This is a genomic window from Spinactinospora alkalitolerans (assembly GCF_013408795.1).
Lineage (GTDB): Bacteria > Actinomycetota > Actinomycetes > Streptosporangiales > Streptosporangiaceae > Spinactinospora > Spinactinospora alkalitolerans.
The window spans coordinates 4,240,278-4,257,559 of record NZ_JACCCC010000001.1 but is presented as its reverse complement, the minus strand read 5'-3'; the positions used below and the strand labels follow the sequence as shown (position 1 = coordinate 4,257,559).

The following is a 17,282-nucleotide window of genomic DNA, read 5'->3' as shown; positions in this document are numbered from 1 at the left end:
GCGTGCCGCGGGGACCCGGCGCCGGGTCCCCGCGCGGCCGTGCCCGCGGCCTCCGCTCGCCCGCGGCTAATCGCGGCCGACGTCGGCGACCGAACCCGAGGTGATCCCGACCAGCTCGTCGAAGGAGGTCGGGAACACGGTGTGCGGGTGCCCCGCGGCGGCCCACAGGGGGTCGTGCTTGCGCAGCCATTCGTCGACCAGCGTGCGGATCGGCGCGGGATGGCCCACGGGGGCCACGCCGCCGATGGGCTGGCCGGTGTGCTCGCGCACGAACTCCGGGGCCGCCCTCCCGACCTTCGCCGCGCCGAGCAGCGCGGCGACCTTGGCCGTGTCCACCTTGTGCGCGCCGCTGGTGAGGACCAGCACGGGGCGGGGTTCTGCGGAATTGTCACTGGTCACCGCGAAGATGAGACTGTTCGCGATCGCACCGACGTCGCACCCCAGTTGGGCGGCCGCCGTGGCCGCTGTGGAGGCGGAGTCGGGCAGTTCGCGGATCTCGCCGGCGGCACCGAGTTCGGCGAGGCGGTCCGCGACCTTCCGGGCGTTGGGATGCATGGCCGGGATTGTATGCCCGAGCCCGGGGTCGGAGCGCCCGTCAACGGAATTCGGCGAGAAAACCGCAGGTGAAAGGGCTTGACGAACAGGTGTTCGATGAGGTTCACTGGAATCAGGCCCGGTTGAATGCATGGATTAGAGAACCACTCGCAGTGCTCCCCGCGCAGGCGGGGCGATTCCGGGTGACCGTGGAGCCCCCTCCAGGGCTCGTCTCCGGTCGCTGCCCCCGTGGCGGCCGGGGCGAGAGCGGTCGGGCGGGGGGAGGGGAAGCCTCTCGCTCGACCGCGTCCACCACGGCGCCGGTTTGGAGGAACCATGGCCATGTCGCAGCCGCCGATCTTCTCCGATGCCGACACCGCCGCCGCGCACCCGCCCCGGCGGCCGACTCCCGCGGCCCTGAACATGCTGGAATCAGCACGGCAGCACCTGCGTGACGCCGCGGCCACGACCGTCCCCGAACTCCGCTACGTCAGCGCCCACATGGCGGGGCTGCGCGCGGCGGCGGCCGTGCTGGCCCAGCGCGGGGAGCCGACCCAGCGCCCGTCCCGCCGCAGGCGGCCGCGCAGCGTGTGGGAGATGCTGCCCGAGGCCGCGCCGGAGCTGAGGGAGTGGGCCGCGTTCTTCGCGGCCGGCGCGGCCAAGCGGGCCGCGGCCGAGGCCAATCTGCCCAGCGCGGTCACCGCCGCCGAAGCCGACGACCTGCTGAAGGACGCCCAGGTCTTCCTCTCCCTGGCCGAGACGACCGTCGGCGTCCCCCGCCACCCCACGGTGCTCCCGCGCGCGAGCTAGGACCGCGACGCGAGGGAATCCGGGGCCTCGGAATGGTTTGGAGAAGGCCTGGCTTCAGGGGTTTGTAACCCCGGCCCCGGAAGGGGCTCGTGCGGGTGCGGTCCTCTCGTGTGGCCGAAGGCCCGTTGAGGTGAACCGTGCACCCGTGCGCGAAGCAGACCCGCGCTTTGGGCTGGGGCCGACACCGGGGTTTCGGCCTGGACCACGCGGTAACCGATGTGTTCCGCGCGGAGCCGGACACCCCGCGAAAACGGGCCTTCGGCCACACGAGGGCCGCCCGTTCACCGCGCCCCCTGGGGCAGGCCTTACCGACCCCCTGTGGTCGAGGTGGCGAACCCAGTGGTCCGGAAGGCCCCATGCACAACGGCGGCCGCGTCGATCGGTCGACGCGGCCGCCGCGGATTCTCCGGTGTGCTGCGCTGCCGGTTCCCCTGGGGCACGGGGGAGCGCGGACGCCGTTGACGGACGCGGCGCCCTGCGTTTGGCGGTGGACGCGCCCGCATCGGGGCGCGGCCGCCGGCGAAGAAGAGATCGGATGCCGGGTGGGACGGCTCCTAGAACGCGTCCACGGCGCGGCGCGCCTCGGGGTCGAGGACGCCCCAGTTGATGAGCTCCTCGGTGAGGTCGGCCGGCGAGCGGTCGTAGATGACCGCGAGCGAGCGCAGGTCCTCCTGGCGGATGGACAGCACCCGGCCGTTGTAGTCGCCGCGCTGGCTCTGGATGGTGGCGACGTAGCGCGCGAGCGGGCCGGCCTTCTCCTGCGGCAGCTGCTGCATGCGCTCCAGGTCGATGACCAGCTTCGGCGTCGGGCCCAGCGGGGTCGGCGCCGCGCCGCCCGGCAGCAGCTCCGACATCGGGACGCCGTAGAAGTCGGCGAGCTCGGCGAGCTTCTGCACGGTGACGGCGCGGTCACCCCGCTCGTAGGAGCCGACCACGACGGCCTTCCAGCGCCCGTGGGACTTCTCCTCCACCCCGTGCAGGGAGAGGCCCTGCTGGGTGCGGATGGCGCGCAGCCGCGCGCCCAGGGACTTCGCGTATTCCGATGGCATCTTCTTCGTCGCTCCCCGGTCGTGATGGTGGCTGGCGTGGGGCGGCTGACCCCCGAGTTCACTCGGCTGTCACGACGGTCCCCGTAAATTCGCGTTCTGCGCTGCTTCGCGGGGGCGGCGCGGAGCTGCTCCACCCAGATTGGTTACGGACAGTGACGGTAAAGCGGTAAGGGCGCCAGGTCAAGCCGTTAGGTGAAAACGCGACTAATCAGTGGCCAAACTGTGCGTAAGTGAGGGGTCTCTCATAGGGCGATTAAATAGGACACTTTGCCCCGTCAATGAGAGATGAGAAGGCCTGCGGGGTAAGGGATCCCGTGACCTCCCACTGCCCGGTGGCCGACGGGGCCCGCATCGGGAACGCCCGCGTCGTGGGGAAATCGCGGTCGAGCGCTGTGACGAGGGTCATACTCCTGTTCGATACGGGCCCCCGCCGCGTCGGTTCACCGAGGTCGCGCTGGTAGCGTGATGCTCGTCCGACATCCTTTAACGACCTGTTCAGTGAGGCAGGGAAGGAGGTCATCACTATGTGTGCCCAAAAGCGCACAGGCGGTGGCGAGAAAGTCGGCGGCCCTCCCGCGCGGAGGAGCGCCGAAGACGCCCGGGCCGTTCTCGAGGGCCCCGAGATCAACCGGGCGCTGACCCGGATCGCGCACGAGGTGCTCGAGCGCACCAAGGGCGGCGCCGACATCACGCTACTGGGCATCCCGAGCCGCGGCGTCCCGCTCGCACACCGGCTGGCCCGGCGCATCGAGCAGGTCGAGGACCGCGCCGTCCCGCGGGGCTCGCTCGACATCACCATGTACCGCGACGACCTGCGTCTGGCTCCGGCGCGCGCGCTCGGCCGCACCGACATCCCCGCCGAAGGCATCGACGGCCGCGTCGTGGTCCTCGTCGACGACGTGCTCTTCTCCGGCCGCACCGTGCGCGCCGCACTCGACGCCCTCAACGACTTGGGCCGTCCCAGGGCCGTCCAACTGGCGACCCTGGTCGACCGCGGCCACCGCGAGCTGCCCATCCGCGCCGACTACGTCGGCAAGAACCTCCCCACCTCGCTGCGCGAGAAGGTCACGGTCCTGCTGGAGGAGACCGACGGCCGCGACGCCGTGCTGCTGGGCCCGGCCGGGCCGCGCATCGGGCATGCGGCGCCCGCGGCCGACGGAGCGGAGGTCGATCGCTGATGCGGCACCTGCTCTCCGCCGGGGACCTCTCCCGCGACGAGGCCGTCCTGGTGCTCGACACCGCCAAGGAGCTCGCCCAGGTCGGCGACCGCTCGGTCAAGAAGCTCCCGACCCTGCGCGGCCGCACCGTGGTCAACCTCTTCTACGAGGACTCCACCCGCACCCGGATCTCCTTCGAGGCCGCGGCCAAGCGGATGTCGGCCGACGTCCTCAACTTCTCCGCCAAGGGCTCCAGCGTCTCCAAGGGCGAGAGCCTCAAGGACACCGCCCTGACCCTGCAGGCCATGGGCGCCGACGGCGTCGTCATCCGGCACGGCTCGTCCGGGGCGGCCCGCCGGCTGGCCAACTGGGTGGAGGGCGCGGTCCTCAACGCCGGCGACGGCACCCACGAACACCCCACCCAGGCCCTGCTGGACGCCTACACGATGCGCGAGCGCATGGGCCGCCTGGAGGGCCTGCGCGTCGCCGTCGTCGGCGACGTCCTGCACAGCAGGGTGGCCCGTTCCAACGTCCTGCTGCTGCACACCCTCGGCGCCGAGGTCACCCTGGTGGCCCCGCCCACCCTCCTTCCGGTCTCGGTCGGGACGTGGCCGTGCGCCGTCTCCTACGACCTCGACGAGGTCCTCCCCAAGAGCGACGTCGTGATGATGCTGCGCGTCCAGGCCGAGCGCATGAACGACGCCTTCTTCCCGACCGCGCGCGAGTACAGCCGCCGCTACGGGCTGGACCGCGACAGGTTCGCGCGCATGCCCGACGACGCCATCGTCATGCACCCCGGCCCGATGATCCGGGGCATGGAGATCTCCGCGGAGGTCGCGGACTCACCGCGCTCCACCATCACCGAGCAGGTGGCCAACGGCGTGAGCGTCCGCATGGCAGTGCTCTACCTGCTGCTCGGCGGGTCCGAGTCAGCGATCGGGAACCAGGAGGGTTGATCCAGGCATGAGCGACACCGACACGACCTACCTGCTGCGCGGGGTCCGCGTCCTGGGCGCGGATCCGGCCGACGTCCTGATCCGCGACGGCGTCATCGCCGGCATCGGCCCCGGCGTCTCCGCCGACGGCGCCGAGGTCGTCGACGCCGCGGGCCTCATCGCACTGCCCGGCCTGGTGGATCTGCACACGCACCTGCGCGAACCGGGCCGCGAGGACGCCGAGACCGTGGCCAGCGGCTCCCGCGCCGCCGCCGTCGGCGGTTACACCGCCGTGCACGCCATGGCCAACACCGACCCGGTCGCCGACACCGCCGGCGTCGTCGAGCAGGTCTGGCGGCTGGGCCGCGACGCCGGCCACTGCGACATCCAGCCGGTGGGCGCCGTCACCCGGAACCTCGACGGCGCGCACCTGGCCGAGCTGGGCGCCATGGCCGACTCCATCGCCGGGGTCCGGGTCTTCTCCGACGACGGCAAGTGCGTCTCCGACGCGCTGCTGATGCGCCGGGCCCTGGAGTACGTCAAGGCCTTCGGCGGCGTCATCGCCCAGCACGCCCAAGAGCCCCGGCTGACCGAGAACGCCCAGATGAACGAGGGCGCGGTCTCCGACCGGCTGGGCCTGGCCGGCTGGCCGGCCGTGGCCGAGGAGGCCGTCATCGCCCGCGACTGCATGCTCGCGGAGCACGTCGGCTCCCGGCTGCACATCTGCCACGTCTCCACCAAGGGGTCGGTGCAGATCATCCGCTGGGCCAAGAGCCGGGGCTGCGACGTGACGGCCGAGGTCACCCCGCACCACCTGCTGCTCACCGACGAGCTCGTCGAGAGCTACGACCCGATCTACAAGGTCAACCCGCCGCTGCGCACGGCCGAGGACGTCGAGGCGCTGCGCGGGGCCCTGGCCGACGGCACGATCGACTGCGTGGCCACCGACCACGCGCCGCACCCGATCGAGTCCAAGGAGACCGAGTGGTCCAACGCCGCCATGGGCATGGTGGGATTGGAGACGGCGCTCCCGGTGGTCCAGCGGACCATGATCGATACAGGCCTGCTGGACTGGGCCGGGGTGGCCGAGCGGATGTCGGCGACCCCGGCGCGCATCGGACGCCTCGCCGGGCACGGCCGGCCACTGCGGGTGGGCGAGCCCGCCAACGTCACGCTCTACGACGCTGACGTGCGGCGCGAGGTCGACCCGGTGAACATGACCTCCAAGAGCGGCAACACCCCGTACCGGGGTATGACCCTGCCCGGCCGAGTGGTCGCCACGTTCCTGCGCGGCGTCCCGACGGTCCTCGATGGGAAGATCCAGTGACGATAGAAACAGCAGACTCCCAGGTTCCGGCGATCCTTGTGCTGGAGGACGGTGGAGTGATCCCGACGGTGCGAGCGGAGTCGTCGGTCGTGTCTGCGCGTAGCGCCATGTCGTTCGGCGGCGGAGTGAGTGAGGAGCGGTGAGCGAACAGATGGCAGGCGGCCGTCCGACAGAGGAGAAAGACGACGTGCAGGTTCCGGCGATCCTTGTGCTGGAGGACGGTGGAGTGATCCCGACGGTGCGAGCGGAGCCGTCGGTCGTGTCTGCGCGTAGCGCCATGTCGTTCGGCGGCGGAGTGAGTGAGGAGCGGTGAGCGAACAGATGGCAGGCGGCCGTCCGACAGAGGAGAAAGACGACGTGCAGGTTCCGGCGATCCTTGTGCTGGAGGACGGCCGCGTGTTCCACGGCCGGTCCTTCGGAGCCCGGGGCGAGACGTTCGGTGAGATGGTGTTCAACACCGGCATGACCGGTTATCAGGAGACGCTCACCGACCCCTCCTACCACCGCCAGATCGTGGCGATGACCGCGCCGCACATCGGCAACACCGGCGTCAACGACGACGACCCCGAATCCGGCCGGATCTGGGTCGCCGGCTACGTCGTGCGCGAGCCGGCCCGCATCCCCTCGAACTGGCGCGCCCAGCGCACCCTGGACGAGGAGCTGCGCCGCCAGGACGTCGTGGGCATCGCGATGCCCGGCACCCGGGCCCTCACCCGGCACCTGCGCGACCGCGGCGCCATGCGCGCGGCCATCAGCACCACCGAGCGCGACCCCGAGCGGCTGCTGGAGCGCGTGCGCGCCAGCCCGCAGATGGCAGGCGCCGACCTCGCCGCCGAGGTCACCACGGCCGAGCCCTACACGGTGCATCCGCCCGAGGGCGTGCCGACCCGGTTCACCGTCGCGGCGGTGGACCTCGGGATCAAGGCCATGACCCCGCAGCGGCTCGCCGAGCGCGGCTGCGAGGTTCGGGTGCTGCCCGCCACCGCCACGGCCGAGGAGATCCTCGCCCTCGACACCGACGGCGTGTTCTTCAGCAACGGCCCCGGCGACCCCGCGACCGCCGACGACGCCGTCGCGGCGATGCGCGGGGTCCTGGCCGCGGGCAGGCCGCTGTTCGGGATCTGCTTCGGCAACCAGATCCTCGGCCGTGCGCTGGACCTGGGCACCTACAAGCTGCGCTTCGGCCACCGGGGCGTCAACCAGCCGGTCCGGGACGTGCACACCCGACGGGTGCACGTCACCAGCCACAACCACGGCTTCGCCGTCGACGCGCCCACCGACGGCCCGTTCGACACGCCCTACGGCCGGGCCGAGGTCAGCCACGTCGACCTCAACGACAACGTGGTGGAGGGGCTGCGGCTGCTGGACCGGCCCGCGTTCAGCGTCCAGTACCACCCCGAGGCCGCGGCCGGCCCGCACGATGCCGCCGAGCTGTTCGACGCGTTCTGCGACCTGATGGCCGGGGCGAAGGGCGCGGTGCCCGCGGGAGCGGCCGGATGACGGGCGCGGACCCCCGCGGTCCCGCCTCCGGCCGCCCCGAGGACGACTCCGGACCGGAGTCGGCCAAGCCGCTCGTCCTGATTCTCCTGGCCGTCCTGGGCCTCACCGTCTTCTGTGGTGCGATCGCGCTCATCGTCGCGAGCTCCGCCTAACCGTCATCTTTCGAGGAAACAATGCCGCGCCGTAGTGATCTGTCATCCGTCCTCGTGATCGGCTCCGGGCCGATCGTCATCGGCCAGGCGTGCGAGTTCGACTACTCCGGCACGCAGGCGTGCCGGGTGCTCAAGGCCGAGGGCCTGCGCGTCATCCTGGTGAACTCCAACCCGGCCACGATCATGACCGACCCCGAGTTCGCCGACGCCACCTACGTCGAACCGATCACGCCCGAGATGGTCGAGAAGATCATCGCCAAGGAGCGCCCCGACGCCCTGCTGCCCACCCTGGGCGGCCAGACCGCGCTCAACACCGCCGTCTCGCTGCACGAGGCCGGCGTGCTGGAGAAGTACAACGTCGAGCTGATCGGCGCCAACATCGAGGCGATCCAGTCAGGGGAGGACCGCGACGCCTTCAAGCGCATCGTCGAAAAGATCGGCGGGGAGTCCGCCCGCTCCCGGATCTGCCACACCCTGGACGAGTCCCTGGCCGCGGCCGAGGAGCTCGGCTACCCGGTGGTCGTGCGCCCGTCGTTCACCATGGGCGGCGCCGGCTCCGGCTTCGCCCACGACGAGGCCGAGCTGCGCCGCATGGCCGGCCAGGGCCTCGCGCTCTCCCCGACCACCGAGGTGCTCCTCGAGGAGTCGGTCCTGGGCTGGAAGGAGTACGAGCTGGAGCTGATGCGCGACGCCAACGACAACGTGGTCGTCGTCTGCTCCATCGAGAACCTCGACCCGATGGGCGTGCACACCGGCGACTCCATCACCGTCGCCCCGGCCATGACGCTCACCGACCGCGAGTACCAGCGGCTGCGCGACATCGGCATCGCGGTCATCCGCGAGGTCGGCGTCGACACCGGCGGCTGCAACATCCAGTTCGCGGTGCACCCCGAGACCGGCCGGATCATCGTCATCGAGATGAACCCGCGGGTCTCGCGCTCCTCGGCCCTGGCCTCCAAGGCCACCGGCTTCCCGATCGCCAAGATCGCCGCCAGGCTCGCCGTCGGCTACACCCTCGACGAGATCCCCAACGACATCACCGCCGAGACCCCGGCCAGCTTCGAGCCCAGCCTCGACTACGTCGTGGTCAAGGTGCCGCGCTTCGCCTTCGAGAAGTTCCCCGGCGCCGACCCCGGCCTGACCACCACCATGAAGTCGGTGGGCGAGGTCATGGCGATCGGCCGGTCCTTCCCCGAGGCGCTGCAGAAGGCCATGCGCTCGCTTGAGCGCAAGGGCGGCGGCCTCACCTGGGCCGGCGAGCCCGGGGACAAGGCCGGGCTGCTCGCAGCGGCCGGCACACCCACCGAGCACCGGCTGCACCAGGTCCAGCAGGCGCTGCGGGCCGGAGCGAGCGTGGCCGAGCTGCACGCCGCCACCCGGATCGACCCGTGGTTCCTCGACCAGTTGATGCTGCTGGAGGAGCAGGCCCGCGAGCTGGCCGCCGCGCCGAAGCTGGAGGCCGGGCTGCTGCGCTCGGCCAAGGGGCTGGGCTTCTCCGACCGCCAGATCGGCGAGGTCGTCGGCAAGTCCGAGGAGGTCGTGCGCGAGCTGCGGCACGCGCTGGGCATCCACCCGGTCTACCTCACCGTGGACACCTGCGCCGCGGAGTTCGCCGCCCGCACGCCCTACCTGTACTCCAGCTACGACGAGGAGACCGAGGTCCCCGAGGGGGCCAGGCCCAAGGTGATCATCCTGGGATCCGGGCCCAACCGCATCGGCCAGGGCGTGGAGTTCGACTACAGCTGCGTGCACGCCTGCTTCGCGCTGGCCGACGCGGGCTACGAGACCGTCATGGTCAACTGCAACCCCGAGACGGTCTCCACCGACTACGACACCAGCGACCGGCTGTACTTCGAGCCCCTGACGCTGGAGGACGTGCTGGAGGTGGTCCGGGCCGAGCAGCTCACCGGCCAGGTCGTGGGCGTGGTCGTGCAGCTCGGCGGGCAGACGCCGCTGGGCCTGGCGCGCGAGCTCAAGGCGGCCGGCGTGCCGATCGTGGGCACCAGCCCCGAGAGCATCGACCTCGCCGAGGACCGCGGCGCCTTCGGCAGGGTCCTCGACGAGGCGGGCCTGCCCGCACCCAAGCACGGCATGGCGCAGTCCTTCGAGGAGGCCAAGACCATCGCCGACGAGATCGGCTACCCGGTCCTGGTGCGCCCGTCCTACGTGCTGGGCGGCCGCGGCATGGAGATCGTCTACAACGAGGCCATGCTGCGCGACTACATCCAGCGCAACACCGAGGTCAGTCCTTCGCACCCGGTGCTGGTCGACCGGTTCCTCGACGACGCGATCGAGATCGACGTCGACGCCCTCTACGACGGCACCGACCTCTACCTCGGCGGCGTCATGGAGCACATCGAGGAGGCCGGGATCCACTCCGGCGACTCGGCGTGCGCGCTGCCCGCGATCACCCTCGGCAACGAGGACATCGAGCGCATCCGCTACTCCACCGAGGGCATCGCCCGCGGCACCGGCGTGCGCGGCCTGCTCAACGTGCAGTACGCGCTCGCCTCGGGCGTCCTCTACGTCCTGGAGGCCAACCCGCGCGCCTCGCGCACCGTGCCGTTCGTGTCCAAGGCCACGGCGGTCCCGCTGGCCAAGGCCGCGGCCAGGGTGATGCTGGGCGCCTCCATCGCCGAACTGCGCGCCGAGGGCATGCTCCCCGCCGAGGGCGACGGCGGCACGCTGCCGATGGACGCCCCGCTCGCCGTCAAGGAGGCGGTGCTGCCGTTCAATCGGTTCATCGACCGGCAGGGCCAGGGCGTCGACACCGTGCTCGGCCCGGAGATGCGCTCCACCGGCGAGGTCATGGGCCTGGACGCCGACTTCGGCGCAGCCTACGCCAAGTCGCAACTGGCCGCCTACGGGTCGCTGCCGAAGGCGGGCAGGGTGTTCGTCTCGGTGGCCAACCGGGACAAGCGCACGATGATCTTCCCGGTCAAGCGGCTGGCCGACCTCGGCTTCGAGATCCTGGCCACCGAGGGCACCGCGTGGGTGCTGCGCCGCAACGGGGTGCGGGCCCAGGTGGTCCGCAAGCACAGCGAGGGGACCGGTCCGGACGGGGAACCCACTATCGTGCAACTCATCCACGACGGCGGGGTGGACCTCATCGTGAACACGCCGTTCGGCGGCGCCGGCCAGTCCGGCCCGCGGTTGGACGGCTACGAGATCCGCACCGCCGCGGTCGTCCGCGGCGTGCCCAGCGTCACCACGGTGCAGGGACTGGCCGCCGCGGTCCAGGGGATCGAGTCGCTGGTGCGCGGTGACATCGGGGTGCGCTCCCTGCAGGAGCACGCCGAGCACCTGCGCGGCGCCGCGGGCTGACCGGGGCGGGGCGCGGGCCCCGACCGGTGGCGGCGCGACCGAGGGAGGCGCGGGTGTCGGCGATTGCGCCGGCGCCCGCACCCGCGCATGATGGCCCCCACCGGGCCGCGGCAACATCGAGAAGAGGAGCCTCACGGGTGAGCGACTTCCGACCGGTGCAGATGCGCAGCCCGGTACTGACCGTGCGGCGGGTCGACGCCTACCATGCCATAACCGTGGTGGCCCCCGGAGTCGCCGAGCGGTTCCGCTCCGGGCAGTTCATCGCGGTGGCGGTCGGCGGGGACCAGTCCGGCATGCTGTTGCGCCGCGCGTTCGCCATCCACGACGTCAAGCCCGACTACGGGGGCACCGTGGAGTTCCTCTTCGCGGTGCGCGGCGGGGGCACCGCGTGGCTGGCCGAGCGCCGGTCCAGGGACCTGCTCGACATCGTGGGGCCGCTGGGGCGGCCGTTCCCGCTGCCGAGGGACCCCGTCAACTGCGTCCTGGTCGGGGGCGGCTACGGCAGCGCCCCGCTGTTCCCGCTGGCGCACACGCTGCGCGGGCGGGGCTGCCGGGTGGACTTCGTGCTCGGCGCGGCCTCGGCCGACCGGGTGTTCAGCGCCATCACGGCGCGCCGCGTCGCCGAGACGGCCACGTTCACCACCGACGACGGCTCCTTCGGCGTGCGCGGCCGGGTCACCGACGCCCTGCCGCAGGTGATCGAGGACGCGCGCTCCGACGTCGTCTACGCGTGCGGGCCGATGCCGATGCTGCGGGAGGTCAGCGCCATGGCGATGCGGCACGACATCCCGGTGCAGGTCTCGGTCGAGGAGACCATGGCCTGCGGCACAGGGGTGTGCATGACCTGCGTGGTCCCCGTGGTGGGGGAGGACGGCATCACCCGGATGGTCCGCTCCTGCGTCGACGGCCCGGTGTTCCGCGGCGAACGGGTGCGCTTCGACGACGTCGGCACGATCCCCTTCGACGCGCTGGGCGCGCCGGGGTGGAAGGCGCGGGGCGGCGACGACCCCGTCTCCGCTCGTGAGGCCGGCTGAGGCCGTGGCCGGCGCGACACCCGGCGTCACCTGGTGGCGGGGCATGCCGGAGACGGCCCTCCCCCTCCTCCCGGCCGCGCCGGCGGAGCCCGGGGGAGCGCAGGAGGGCGATCAGCGGGCCGGGGAGGCCGGCGGTGACGAGGCGAGGACGGAAGGGGCGTCGGGGATGAGTCCCGACCTGCGGGTCCGGTTGGGCGACGTGGAGCTGGCCAATCCGATCATGACGGCGGCGGGCTGCGCCGGCGCGGGCCGGGAGCTGGCGCAGTTCTTCGACGTCGCCCGGATCGGCGCCGTGGTCACCAAGTCGGTGATGCTGGAGCCGCGCGCCGGGTGGCCTGCGCCGCGGATGGCCGAGACCCCCAGCGGCATGCTCAGCGCGATCGGCCTGCAGGGCCCCGGCATCGACGTGTTCCTGCAGCGCGACCTGCCGTGGCTGCTCTCGCGCGGCGGCCGGGCCGTGGTCTCGGTGGCCGGGGGCGGGAGCGCCGAGTACGCCGAGCTGGCCGGGCGGCTGTCCGAAGCCCCCGGCGTCAGCGTGATCGAGGTCAACCTGTCCAGCCCCAACCTGGCCGACCGCGGCCGGCACTTCACCGACGACCCCGCTGCCGCGGCCGAGGCCGTGCGCGCGGTGCGCTCCGGGGCCCGCTCCGACATCCCGGTCTTCGCCAAGCTCTCGCCGGACGTCCCCGACCTGGTCGGGCTGGCCGGGGCCTGCGTGGAGGCCGGCGCCGACGGCCTGTCCATGATCAACACGGTGCGCGGGATGTCCATCGACACCGCGACGATGCGCCCGGCCGTGGCCGGCGGCATGGGCGGGGTCTCCGGACCCGCGATCCGCCCCATCGCCGTGGCCTGCGTCTACGAGGTGCACGCCGCGCTGCCCGATGTCCCCATCATCGGCATGGGCGGCGTGCGCACCGGTTCCGACGCGCTGGAGTTCGTGCTCGCCGGGGCCTCGGCCGTGGCCGTGGGCACGGTCATCTTCCACGATCCCTCGGCCTGCGTCCGCATCCTGCGCGAGTTCGAGGAGGCGCTGGGGGAGCACGGCGTCGCCCGGGTGTCCGATCTCGTGGGCGCCGCCCACCGCCCCATGGGCGCTGCGCTGGGACGATGAGGAGGACGGCGTTCAAACAGCTCCTGGCGCACCGCGCCCGTGGGGGTAACCTTGGGGGACCCTCCGGGGTTTCTGTGGCCTCCACGGCCTTCTCAGGGCCCCTTGGAATCCGTCAATCGGTGGCCGCGTGCCCGGCCACCCGAATACGGGCGTCGTCCCGCCCGTCGCAGGCATGATCCGGCGAAACCGGGGAACCGCAGGCAGTGGTGTGCCGTTGTGCCCGCGCTCACGACCGCACGGGGTCGCCGCGTCAGCGGCGGTGAACCGCGTGTCCCAAGACGGCGCCGCCCCGGCGGCCCGTGCCATTTCGCTCACCCGTGACCCGAAGGAGAACCACCGTGGCCGCGCCCATCGCCGTCGCCATAGACGCACCCGACATCGAGACCGCAGCCCGCTGGGCCTCGTCGGTCGCCCCCCACGTCAGCACGGTGAAAGTGGGGCTGGAGCTGTACCTGCGCTACGGCCCCGAGGTCATCACGACCATGCGCGGCGCCAACCGGGTCGCGCTCTTCCTCGACCTCAAGCTGCACGACATCCCCGCCACCGTGGCGGGCGCCGCGCGCGCCGTCGCCCGGCTCAAGCCCTCGATCCTGACCGTGCACGCCGCCGGCGGGCGGGACATGATCCGGGCGGCCGTCGAGGCGGCCCCCGACACCAGGATCGCGGCGGTCACCGTGCTGACCTCCCTGGAGGACGCCGCGCTGGAGGAGGTGGGCCTGCGCGGTCCGGCCTCCGACGCCGCTCGGCGGCTCGCCGTGCTCGCCGTCGAGTCCGGCGCCAGGGCGCTGGTGTGCTCGCCGCACGAGGCCGCGTCGCTGCGGGCGGAGGTCGGCCCCGACATCACCCTGATCACCCCCGGTGTCCGCCCGCAGGGCGCGGAAAAGGGCGACCAGGCGCGGGTGGCCACCCCGGAGGAGGCCCTCGCCGCGGGCGCCGACCTGCTCGTGATCGGCCGCCCCATCACCCGCGCGGCCGACCCCGGCGCGGCCGCGGCCTCGATCGCCGGCGCGCTGCGGCGGGCGGAGGCGACCTCGGCCTGAGACCGGGACCGTCGCGAGGCGGTTTGGGAAATCCATGAACGCTGATCGACGCGGGCTGACGCTGATTTAGGACCTTAGCGGCGATTGAAATGGTTCATCCGAAAAGCGGACGAAGGGCGGCGACGTGGTGAAGGTCACGATCCGGCGGGTCCTGGGGCTTTCTTCCAGCTCGCGTCCGTGGCAGGGACCAAAGTCCCGATTTTGGAAGCCGTCTGCAATCACATGATGACTAAGCGTAATTAGTTGGATGAAATAGCGCTTGAAAAGCCACTTTGCGTTGCCGAACAGGGTCGGAACCTACTAACTTGCGCAGGCGTCCGCCCTCCGCAAACGAGAGAAAACCGAGGTGACCCGGCGTGGCCCTTCCTCCCCTCACACCTGAACAGCGCGCCGCCGCTCTGGAAAAAGCCGCCAAGGCCAGAAAAGAGCGCGCGGAAGTGAAGAACCGACTCAAGCACGGCGGCGTCTCGCTGGCCGAGGTCCTCGCGGACGGCCAGAACGATGACGTCATCGGCAAGATGAAGGTCTCCGCTCTGCTCGAGTCGCTCCCCGGCGTCGGCAAGGTCCGCGCCAAGCAGATCATGGAGCGCCTCAACATCGCCGAGTCCCGGCGCGTCCGGGGCCTGGGCGCCAACCAGCGCGCCGCGCTGGAGCGCGAGTTCGGCGGCGCCGAGTAGTCAGGTCGACGCCGGGGCGGGTCGCCGGTGAGCACCGACGCCCCGCCCGGTGACCGGCGGCCGGGATCCCCGAGGTCCCGGCCGCCGGTCGAGTGTCCGATGCCGCGGTGCGGCCCCGGGTGGGAGCGTTCTCACGATCGCGGTCCGCCCGGTCGCACCGCGGCACGGTGGTATAAAAGACCCACGCACCGACCCGCTCGCGAGCGCGATCGGCCGCGGCGCGGCCCGGCGCCCGGGCGTGCGGCACGGCCCGAGAACGTGCGCCGCGCACCGCGTGCGCCGCGCCGGTGCGACGACCGCCGCCGAACCGCCCGCCCGGGGTAGTTGAGAGTCTGAGATCAGTGCCTGTTGAGCCCGGAACCGACGTCAGCCCGAACAGCCCGTCGAAGCGGCTCACGGTGCTGTCAGGGCCCTCGGGAGTGGGCAAGAGCACGGTCGTCAAGGAGATCCGCCGTCGGCACCCCGAGGTGTGGCTCTCGATCTCGGTGACCACCCGCAAGCCCCGCCCGGGCGAGACCGACGGCGTCGAGTACTACTTCGTCTCCGACGACGAGTTCGACCGCCTGGTGGCCGGGCACGAGCTCCTGGAATGGGCGGAGTTCGCGGGCAACCGCTACGGCACGCCGCGCGGCCCGGTCGTGCGGCGGCTGGCGGCCGGCGAGCCGGTGCTGCTGGAGATCGAGCTGCAGGGCGCCCGGCAGGTGCGCTCGAACATGCCGGAGGCCTACCTGGTGTTCCTGGCCCCGCCCTCGTGGGAGGAGCTGGTGCGCAGGCTCACCGGGCGCGGCACCGAATCGTCCGATGTGGTCCAGCGCCGCCTCGACACCGCCCGCATCGAACTCGCCGCCGAGAAGGAGTTCGACACCACGCTCGTCAACACGTCGTTGCGCGATGTCTGCGACGAGCTGCTAGCGTTGATACTCGCGCCATCGGTGTGATACCGGTGCGCCGGCGCCGGACACCGCGGCGCGCGGCGGCCGTCGGGCACGGCGGACGCCCCGGTCCCGCCGGTCGGCGTCGAGACCTCGAAAAACCATCCCACGGTCCCGCAACGGGGCCGGCCAACCGTCTAGGGGTACGCAACGTGGCAGGCACGCAGCCCGTCGCCGAAGGCATCACCAACCCGCCGATCGACGAGCTCCTCGAGGTCGTCGACAGCAAGTACAGCCTGGTCACCATGGCGGCCAAGCGTGCCCGGCAGATCAACGCCTACTACGCCCAGCTGGGCGAGGGCCTGCTGGAGTACGTCGGGCCGCTGGTGGAGACCCAGGTCCAGGAGAAGGCGCTGTCCATCGCCCTGCGCGAGACCAAGGAGCGCCTGCTGAACGCGGAGCCCTACGAGGGCGCCTAGGCGCTCCCGCCCCGGCCCCGCCCGCGTCCGGGCGGGGCGGCTTCGTTAAAGTCCCACCGTGAGCACTGAACACACGCCTGAGGTCGTCCTGGGAGTCGGCGCGGGAATCGCCGCCTACAAGGTCTGCGAGCTGCTGCGGCGCTTCACCGAATCGGGGCACGGCGTCAAGGTGGTGCCCACCGCCGACGCGCTGCGGTTCGTGGGCGAACCCACCTGGGCCGCGCTCTCCGGACGGCCCGTGGCCACCGGGGTGTGGGACGGCGTGCACGAGGTGCCGCACGTGCGGATCGGCCAGCGCGCCGACCTGGTGTTCGTCGCCCCCGCGACCGCCGACCTGCTGGCCAGGGCCGCCCACGGGCTGGCCGACGACCTGCTCACCAACACGCTGCTCACCGCGCGCTGCCCGATCGTGTTCGCCCCGGCGATGCACACCGAGATGTGGGAGCACCCGGCCACGCAGGCCAACGTCGCGACCCTGCGCTCGCGCGGCGCGATCGTGATCGACCCCGCCGTCGGGCGCCTCACCGGCGTCGACACCGGGCGCGGGCGGCTGCCGGAGCCGGAGGAGCTGTTCGCGGTCGGCCGGCGGGTCCTGCGGCGGGGGGCGCTCGACTCCGACCTGGCCGGCCGGCACGTGGTGGTCTCAGCCGGCGGCACCCGCGAGGCCATCGACCCGGTGCGCTTCATCGGCAACCGCTCCTCGGGCCTGCAGGGCTACGCGCTGGCCGCGACCGCCGTCGCCCGGGGCGCGAGCGTCACCCTGGTCTCGGCCAACGTGGCGCTGCCCGACCCCGCGGGCGCGAAGGTGGTGCGGGTCGGCTCGGCGCGGGAGCTGCGCGAGGCCGTGCTCGCCGGGCGGGCCGGGGCCGACGTCGTCGTGATGGCCGCTGCGGTCGCCGACTTCCGGCCGGACGCGGCCGCAGCGAGCAAGATCAAGAAGTCCGGTGCGGCCCCCGGCCCGATCTCCCTGACGGAGAACCCCGACATCCTGCTGGAGCTCGGCAGGGAGCGCGCGCACGCCGGCCAGGTGATCGTGGGCTTCGCGGCCGAGACCGACAACGTGCTGGAGCACGGCCGCGCCAAACTCGCGCGCAAGGGGTGCGACCTGCTGGTCGTCAACCAGGTGGGCGGCGGCCGCGCGTTCGGCACCGCCGACAACCAGGCCGTCGTGCTCGGAGCGGACGGGACGGCCACCGAGATCGCGCACGGCCCGAAGGAGGACCTCGCCGACCGCGTGTGGGATCTGGTGGGGGAGCGGTTGGCCTCTTGATACCCATG

The 17,282-nt window shown here is 72.3% G+C and carries 17 protein-coding genes; 15 read left to right on the top strand and 2 right to left on the bottom strand.

What is annotated here, in order from left to right; genetic code table 11:
- Positions 1-66: 66 nt before the first annotated feature.
- Complete coding sequence (locus HDA32_RS18860; RefSeq protein ID WP_179644475.1) at positions 67-555, bottom strand: YbaK/EbsC family protein; 489 nt, start codon at positions 553-555, stop codon at positions 67-69.
- Between the two features lie 315 nt (positions 556-870).
- On the opposite strand from HDA32_RS18860, the gene HDA32_RS18855 reads away from it, so the two are divergent.
- Positions 871-1,344, top strand: coding sequence for an SAV_6107 family HEPN domain-containing protein (locus HDA32_RS18855; protein WP_179644474.1), 474 nt, complete (start codon positions 871-873; stop codon positions 1,342-1,344).
- Positions 1,345-1,898: 554 nt separating this feature from the next.
- Here the strand turns inward: HDA32_RS18855 and bldD are convergent.
- The gene (gene bldD / locus HDA32_RS18850) at positions 1,899-2,393 is read right to left on the bottom strand and encodes a transcriptional regulator BldD (RefSeq protein ID WP_046470953.1); all 495 of its coding nucleotides are present in this window, start codon (positions 2,391-2,393) and stop codon (positions 1,899-1,901) included.
- Between the two features lie 524 nt (positions 2,394-2,917).
- On the opposite strand from bldD, the gene pyrR reads away from it, so the two are divergent.
- The 14 genes from pyrR (at position 2,918) to coaBC (ending at position 17,274) form a co-directional block, all read left to right on the top strand.
- On the top strand, positions 2,918-3,571 hold the full coding sequence (pyrR, locus tag HDA32_RS18845; RefSeq protein ID WP_179644473.1) for a bifunctional pyr operon transcriptional regulator/uracil phosphoribosyltransferase PyrR: 654 nt from the start codon (positions 2,918-2,920) through the stop codon (positions 3,569-3,571).
- Positions 3,571-4,506 carry an aspartate carbamoyltransferase catalytic subunit gene (locus HDA32_RS18840; protein WP_179644472.1) on the top strand — a complete coding sequence of 312 codons (936 nt, stop codon included), beginning with the start codon at positions 3,571-3,573 and terminating at the stop codon, positions 4,504-4,506. Before pyrR ends, HDA32_RS18840 begins: the two co-directional genes overlap by 1 nt.
- A gap of 7 nt (positions 4,507-4,513) precedes the next feature.
- Complete coding sequence (locus HDA32_RS18835; RefSeq protein ID WP_179644471.1) at positions 4,514-5,812, top strand: dihydroorotase; 1,299 nt, start codon at positions 4,514-4,516, stop codon at positions 5,810-5,812.
- 139 nt (positions 5,813-5,951) lie between these two features.
- Positions 5,952-6,125: a hypothetical protein gene (locus HDA32_RS18830; RefSeq protein WP_179644470.1), complete on the top strand. Its 174-nt coding sequence runs from the start codon at positions 5,952-5,954 to the stop codon at positions 6,123-6,125.
- Between the two features lie 8 nt (positions 6,126-6,133).
- Positions 6,134-7,312, top strand: coding sequence for a glutamine-hydrolyzing carbamoyl-phosphate synthase small subunit (gene carA, locus HDA32_RS18825; RefSeq protein WP_179646790.1), 1,179 nt, complete (start codon positions 6,134-6,136; stop codon positions 7,310-7,312).
- Complete coding sequence (locus HDA32_RS18820; RefSeq protein WP_179644469.1) at positions 7,309-7,464, top strand: hypothetical protein; 156 nt, start codon at positions 7,309-7,311, stop codon at positions 7,462-7,464. The genes carA and HDA32_RS18820 overlap by 4 nt, the downstream gene beginning before the upstream one ends.
- A 21-nt stretch (positions 7,465-7,485) precedes the next feature.
- Positions 7,486-10,788, top strand: a complete 3,303-nt coding sequence (gene carB, locus HDA32_RS18815; RefSeq protein ID WP_179644468.1) for a carbamoyl-phosphate synthase large subunit — start codon at positions 7,486-7,488, stop codon at positions 10,786-10,788.
- A 137-nt stretch (positions 10,789-10,925) separates the two neighbouring features.
- Entirely contained in the window at positions 10,926-11,822 is an 897-nt protein-coding gene (locus HDA32_RS18810) for a dihydroorotate dehydrogenase electron transfer subunit (protein WP_179644467.1), read from the top strand.
- 166 nt (positions 11,823-11,988) lie between these two features.
- Complete coding sequence (locus HDA32_RS18805; protein ID WP_179644466.1) at positions 11,989-12,936, top strand: dihydroorotate dehydrogenase; 948 nt, start codon at positions 11,989-11,991, stop codon at positions 12,934-12,936.
- A 338-nt stretch (positions 12,937-13,274) separates the two neighbouring features.
- Complete coding sequence (gene pyrF / locus HDA32_RS18800) at positions 13,275-13,976, top strand: orotidine-5'-phosphate decarboxylase (RefSeq protein WP_179644465.1); 702 nt, start codon at positions 13,275-13,277, stop codon at positions 13,974-13,976.
- A 356-nt stretch (positions 13,977-14,332) separates the two neighbouring features.
- Positions 14,333-14,653 (top strand): integration host factor, actinobacterial type, encoded by a 321-nt coding sequence (gene mihF, locus HDA32_RS18795; protein ID WP_179644464.1) that lies wholly within the window; start codon positions 14,333-14,335, stop codon positions 14,651-14,653.
- Positions 14,654-14,994: 341 nt separating this feature from the next.
- The gene (gene gmk / locus HDA32_RS18790) at positions 14,995-15,591 is read left to right on the top strand and encodes a guanylate kinase (protein ID WP_179644463.1); all 597 of its coding nucleotides are present in this window, start codon (positions 14,995-14,997) and stop codon (positions 15,589-15,591) included.
- A gap of 146 nt (positions 15,592-15,737) precedes the next feature.
- On the top strand, positions 15,738-16,004 hold the full coding sequence (rpoZ, locus tag HDA32_RS18785) for a DNA-directed RNA polymerase subunit omega (RefSeq protein WP_179644462.1): 267 nt from the start codon (positions 15,738-15,740) through the stop codon (positions 16,002-16,004).
- Between the two features lie 58 nt (positions 16,005-16,062).
- Positions 16,063-17,274, top strand: a complete 1,212-nt coding sequence (coaBC, locus tag HDA32_RS18780) for a bifunctional phosphopantothenoylcysteine decarboxylase/phosphopantothenate--cysteine ligase CoaBC (RefSeq protein WP_179644461.1) — start codon at positions 16,063-16,065, stop codon at positions 17,272-17,274.
- Positions 17,275-17,282 lie beyond the last annotated feature (8 nt).

Bases quoted from the DNA above. Each gene is read 5' to 3' on its own strand.
- HDA32_RS18840 (WP_179644472.1), top strand. From the start codon at position 3,571: ATGCGGCACCTGCTCTCCGCCGGGGACCTCTCCCGCGACGAGGCCGTC.
- carA (WP_179646790.1), top strand. From the start codon at position 6,134: ATGGCAGGCGGCCGTCCGACAGAGGAGAAAGACGACGTGCAGGTTCCG.
- HDA32_RS18805 (WP_179644466.1), top strand. From the start codon at position 11,989: ATGAGTCCCGACCTGCGGGTCCGGTTGGGCGACGTGGAGCTGGCCAAT.
- pyrR (WP_179644473.1), top strand. From the start codon at position 2,918: ATGTGTGCCCAAAAGCGCACAGGCGGTGGCGAGAAAGTCGGCGGCCCT.
- carB (WP_179644468.1), top strand. From the start codon at position 7,486: ATGCCGCGCCGTAGTGATCTGTCATCCGTCCTCGTGATCGGCTCCGGG.
- HDA32_RS18835 (WP_179644471.1), top strand. From the start codon at position 4,514: ATGAGCGACACCGACACGACCTACCTGCTGCGCGGGGTCCGCGTCCTG.
- HDA32_RS18820 (WP_179644469.1), top strand. From the start codon at position 7,309: ATGACGGGCGCGGACCCCCGCGGTCCCGCCTCCGGCCGCCCCGAGGAC.
- HDA32_RS18855 (WP_179644474.1), top strand. From the start codon at position 871: ATGGCCATGTCGCAGCCGCCGATCTTCTCCGATGCCGACACCGCCGCC.
- HDA32_RS18860 (WP_179644475.1), bottom strand. From the start codon at position 555: ATGCATCCCAACGCCCGGAAGGTCGCGGACCGCCTCGCCGAACTCGGT.
- bldD (WP_046470953.1), bottom strand. From the start codon at position 2,393: ATGCCATCGGAATACGCGAAGTCCCTGGGCGCGCGGCTGCGCGCCATC.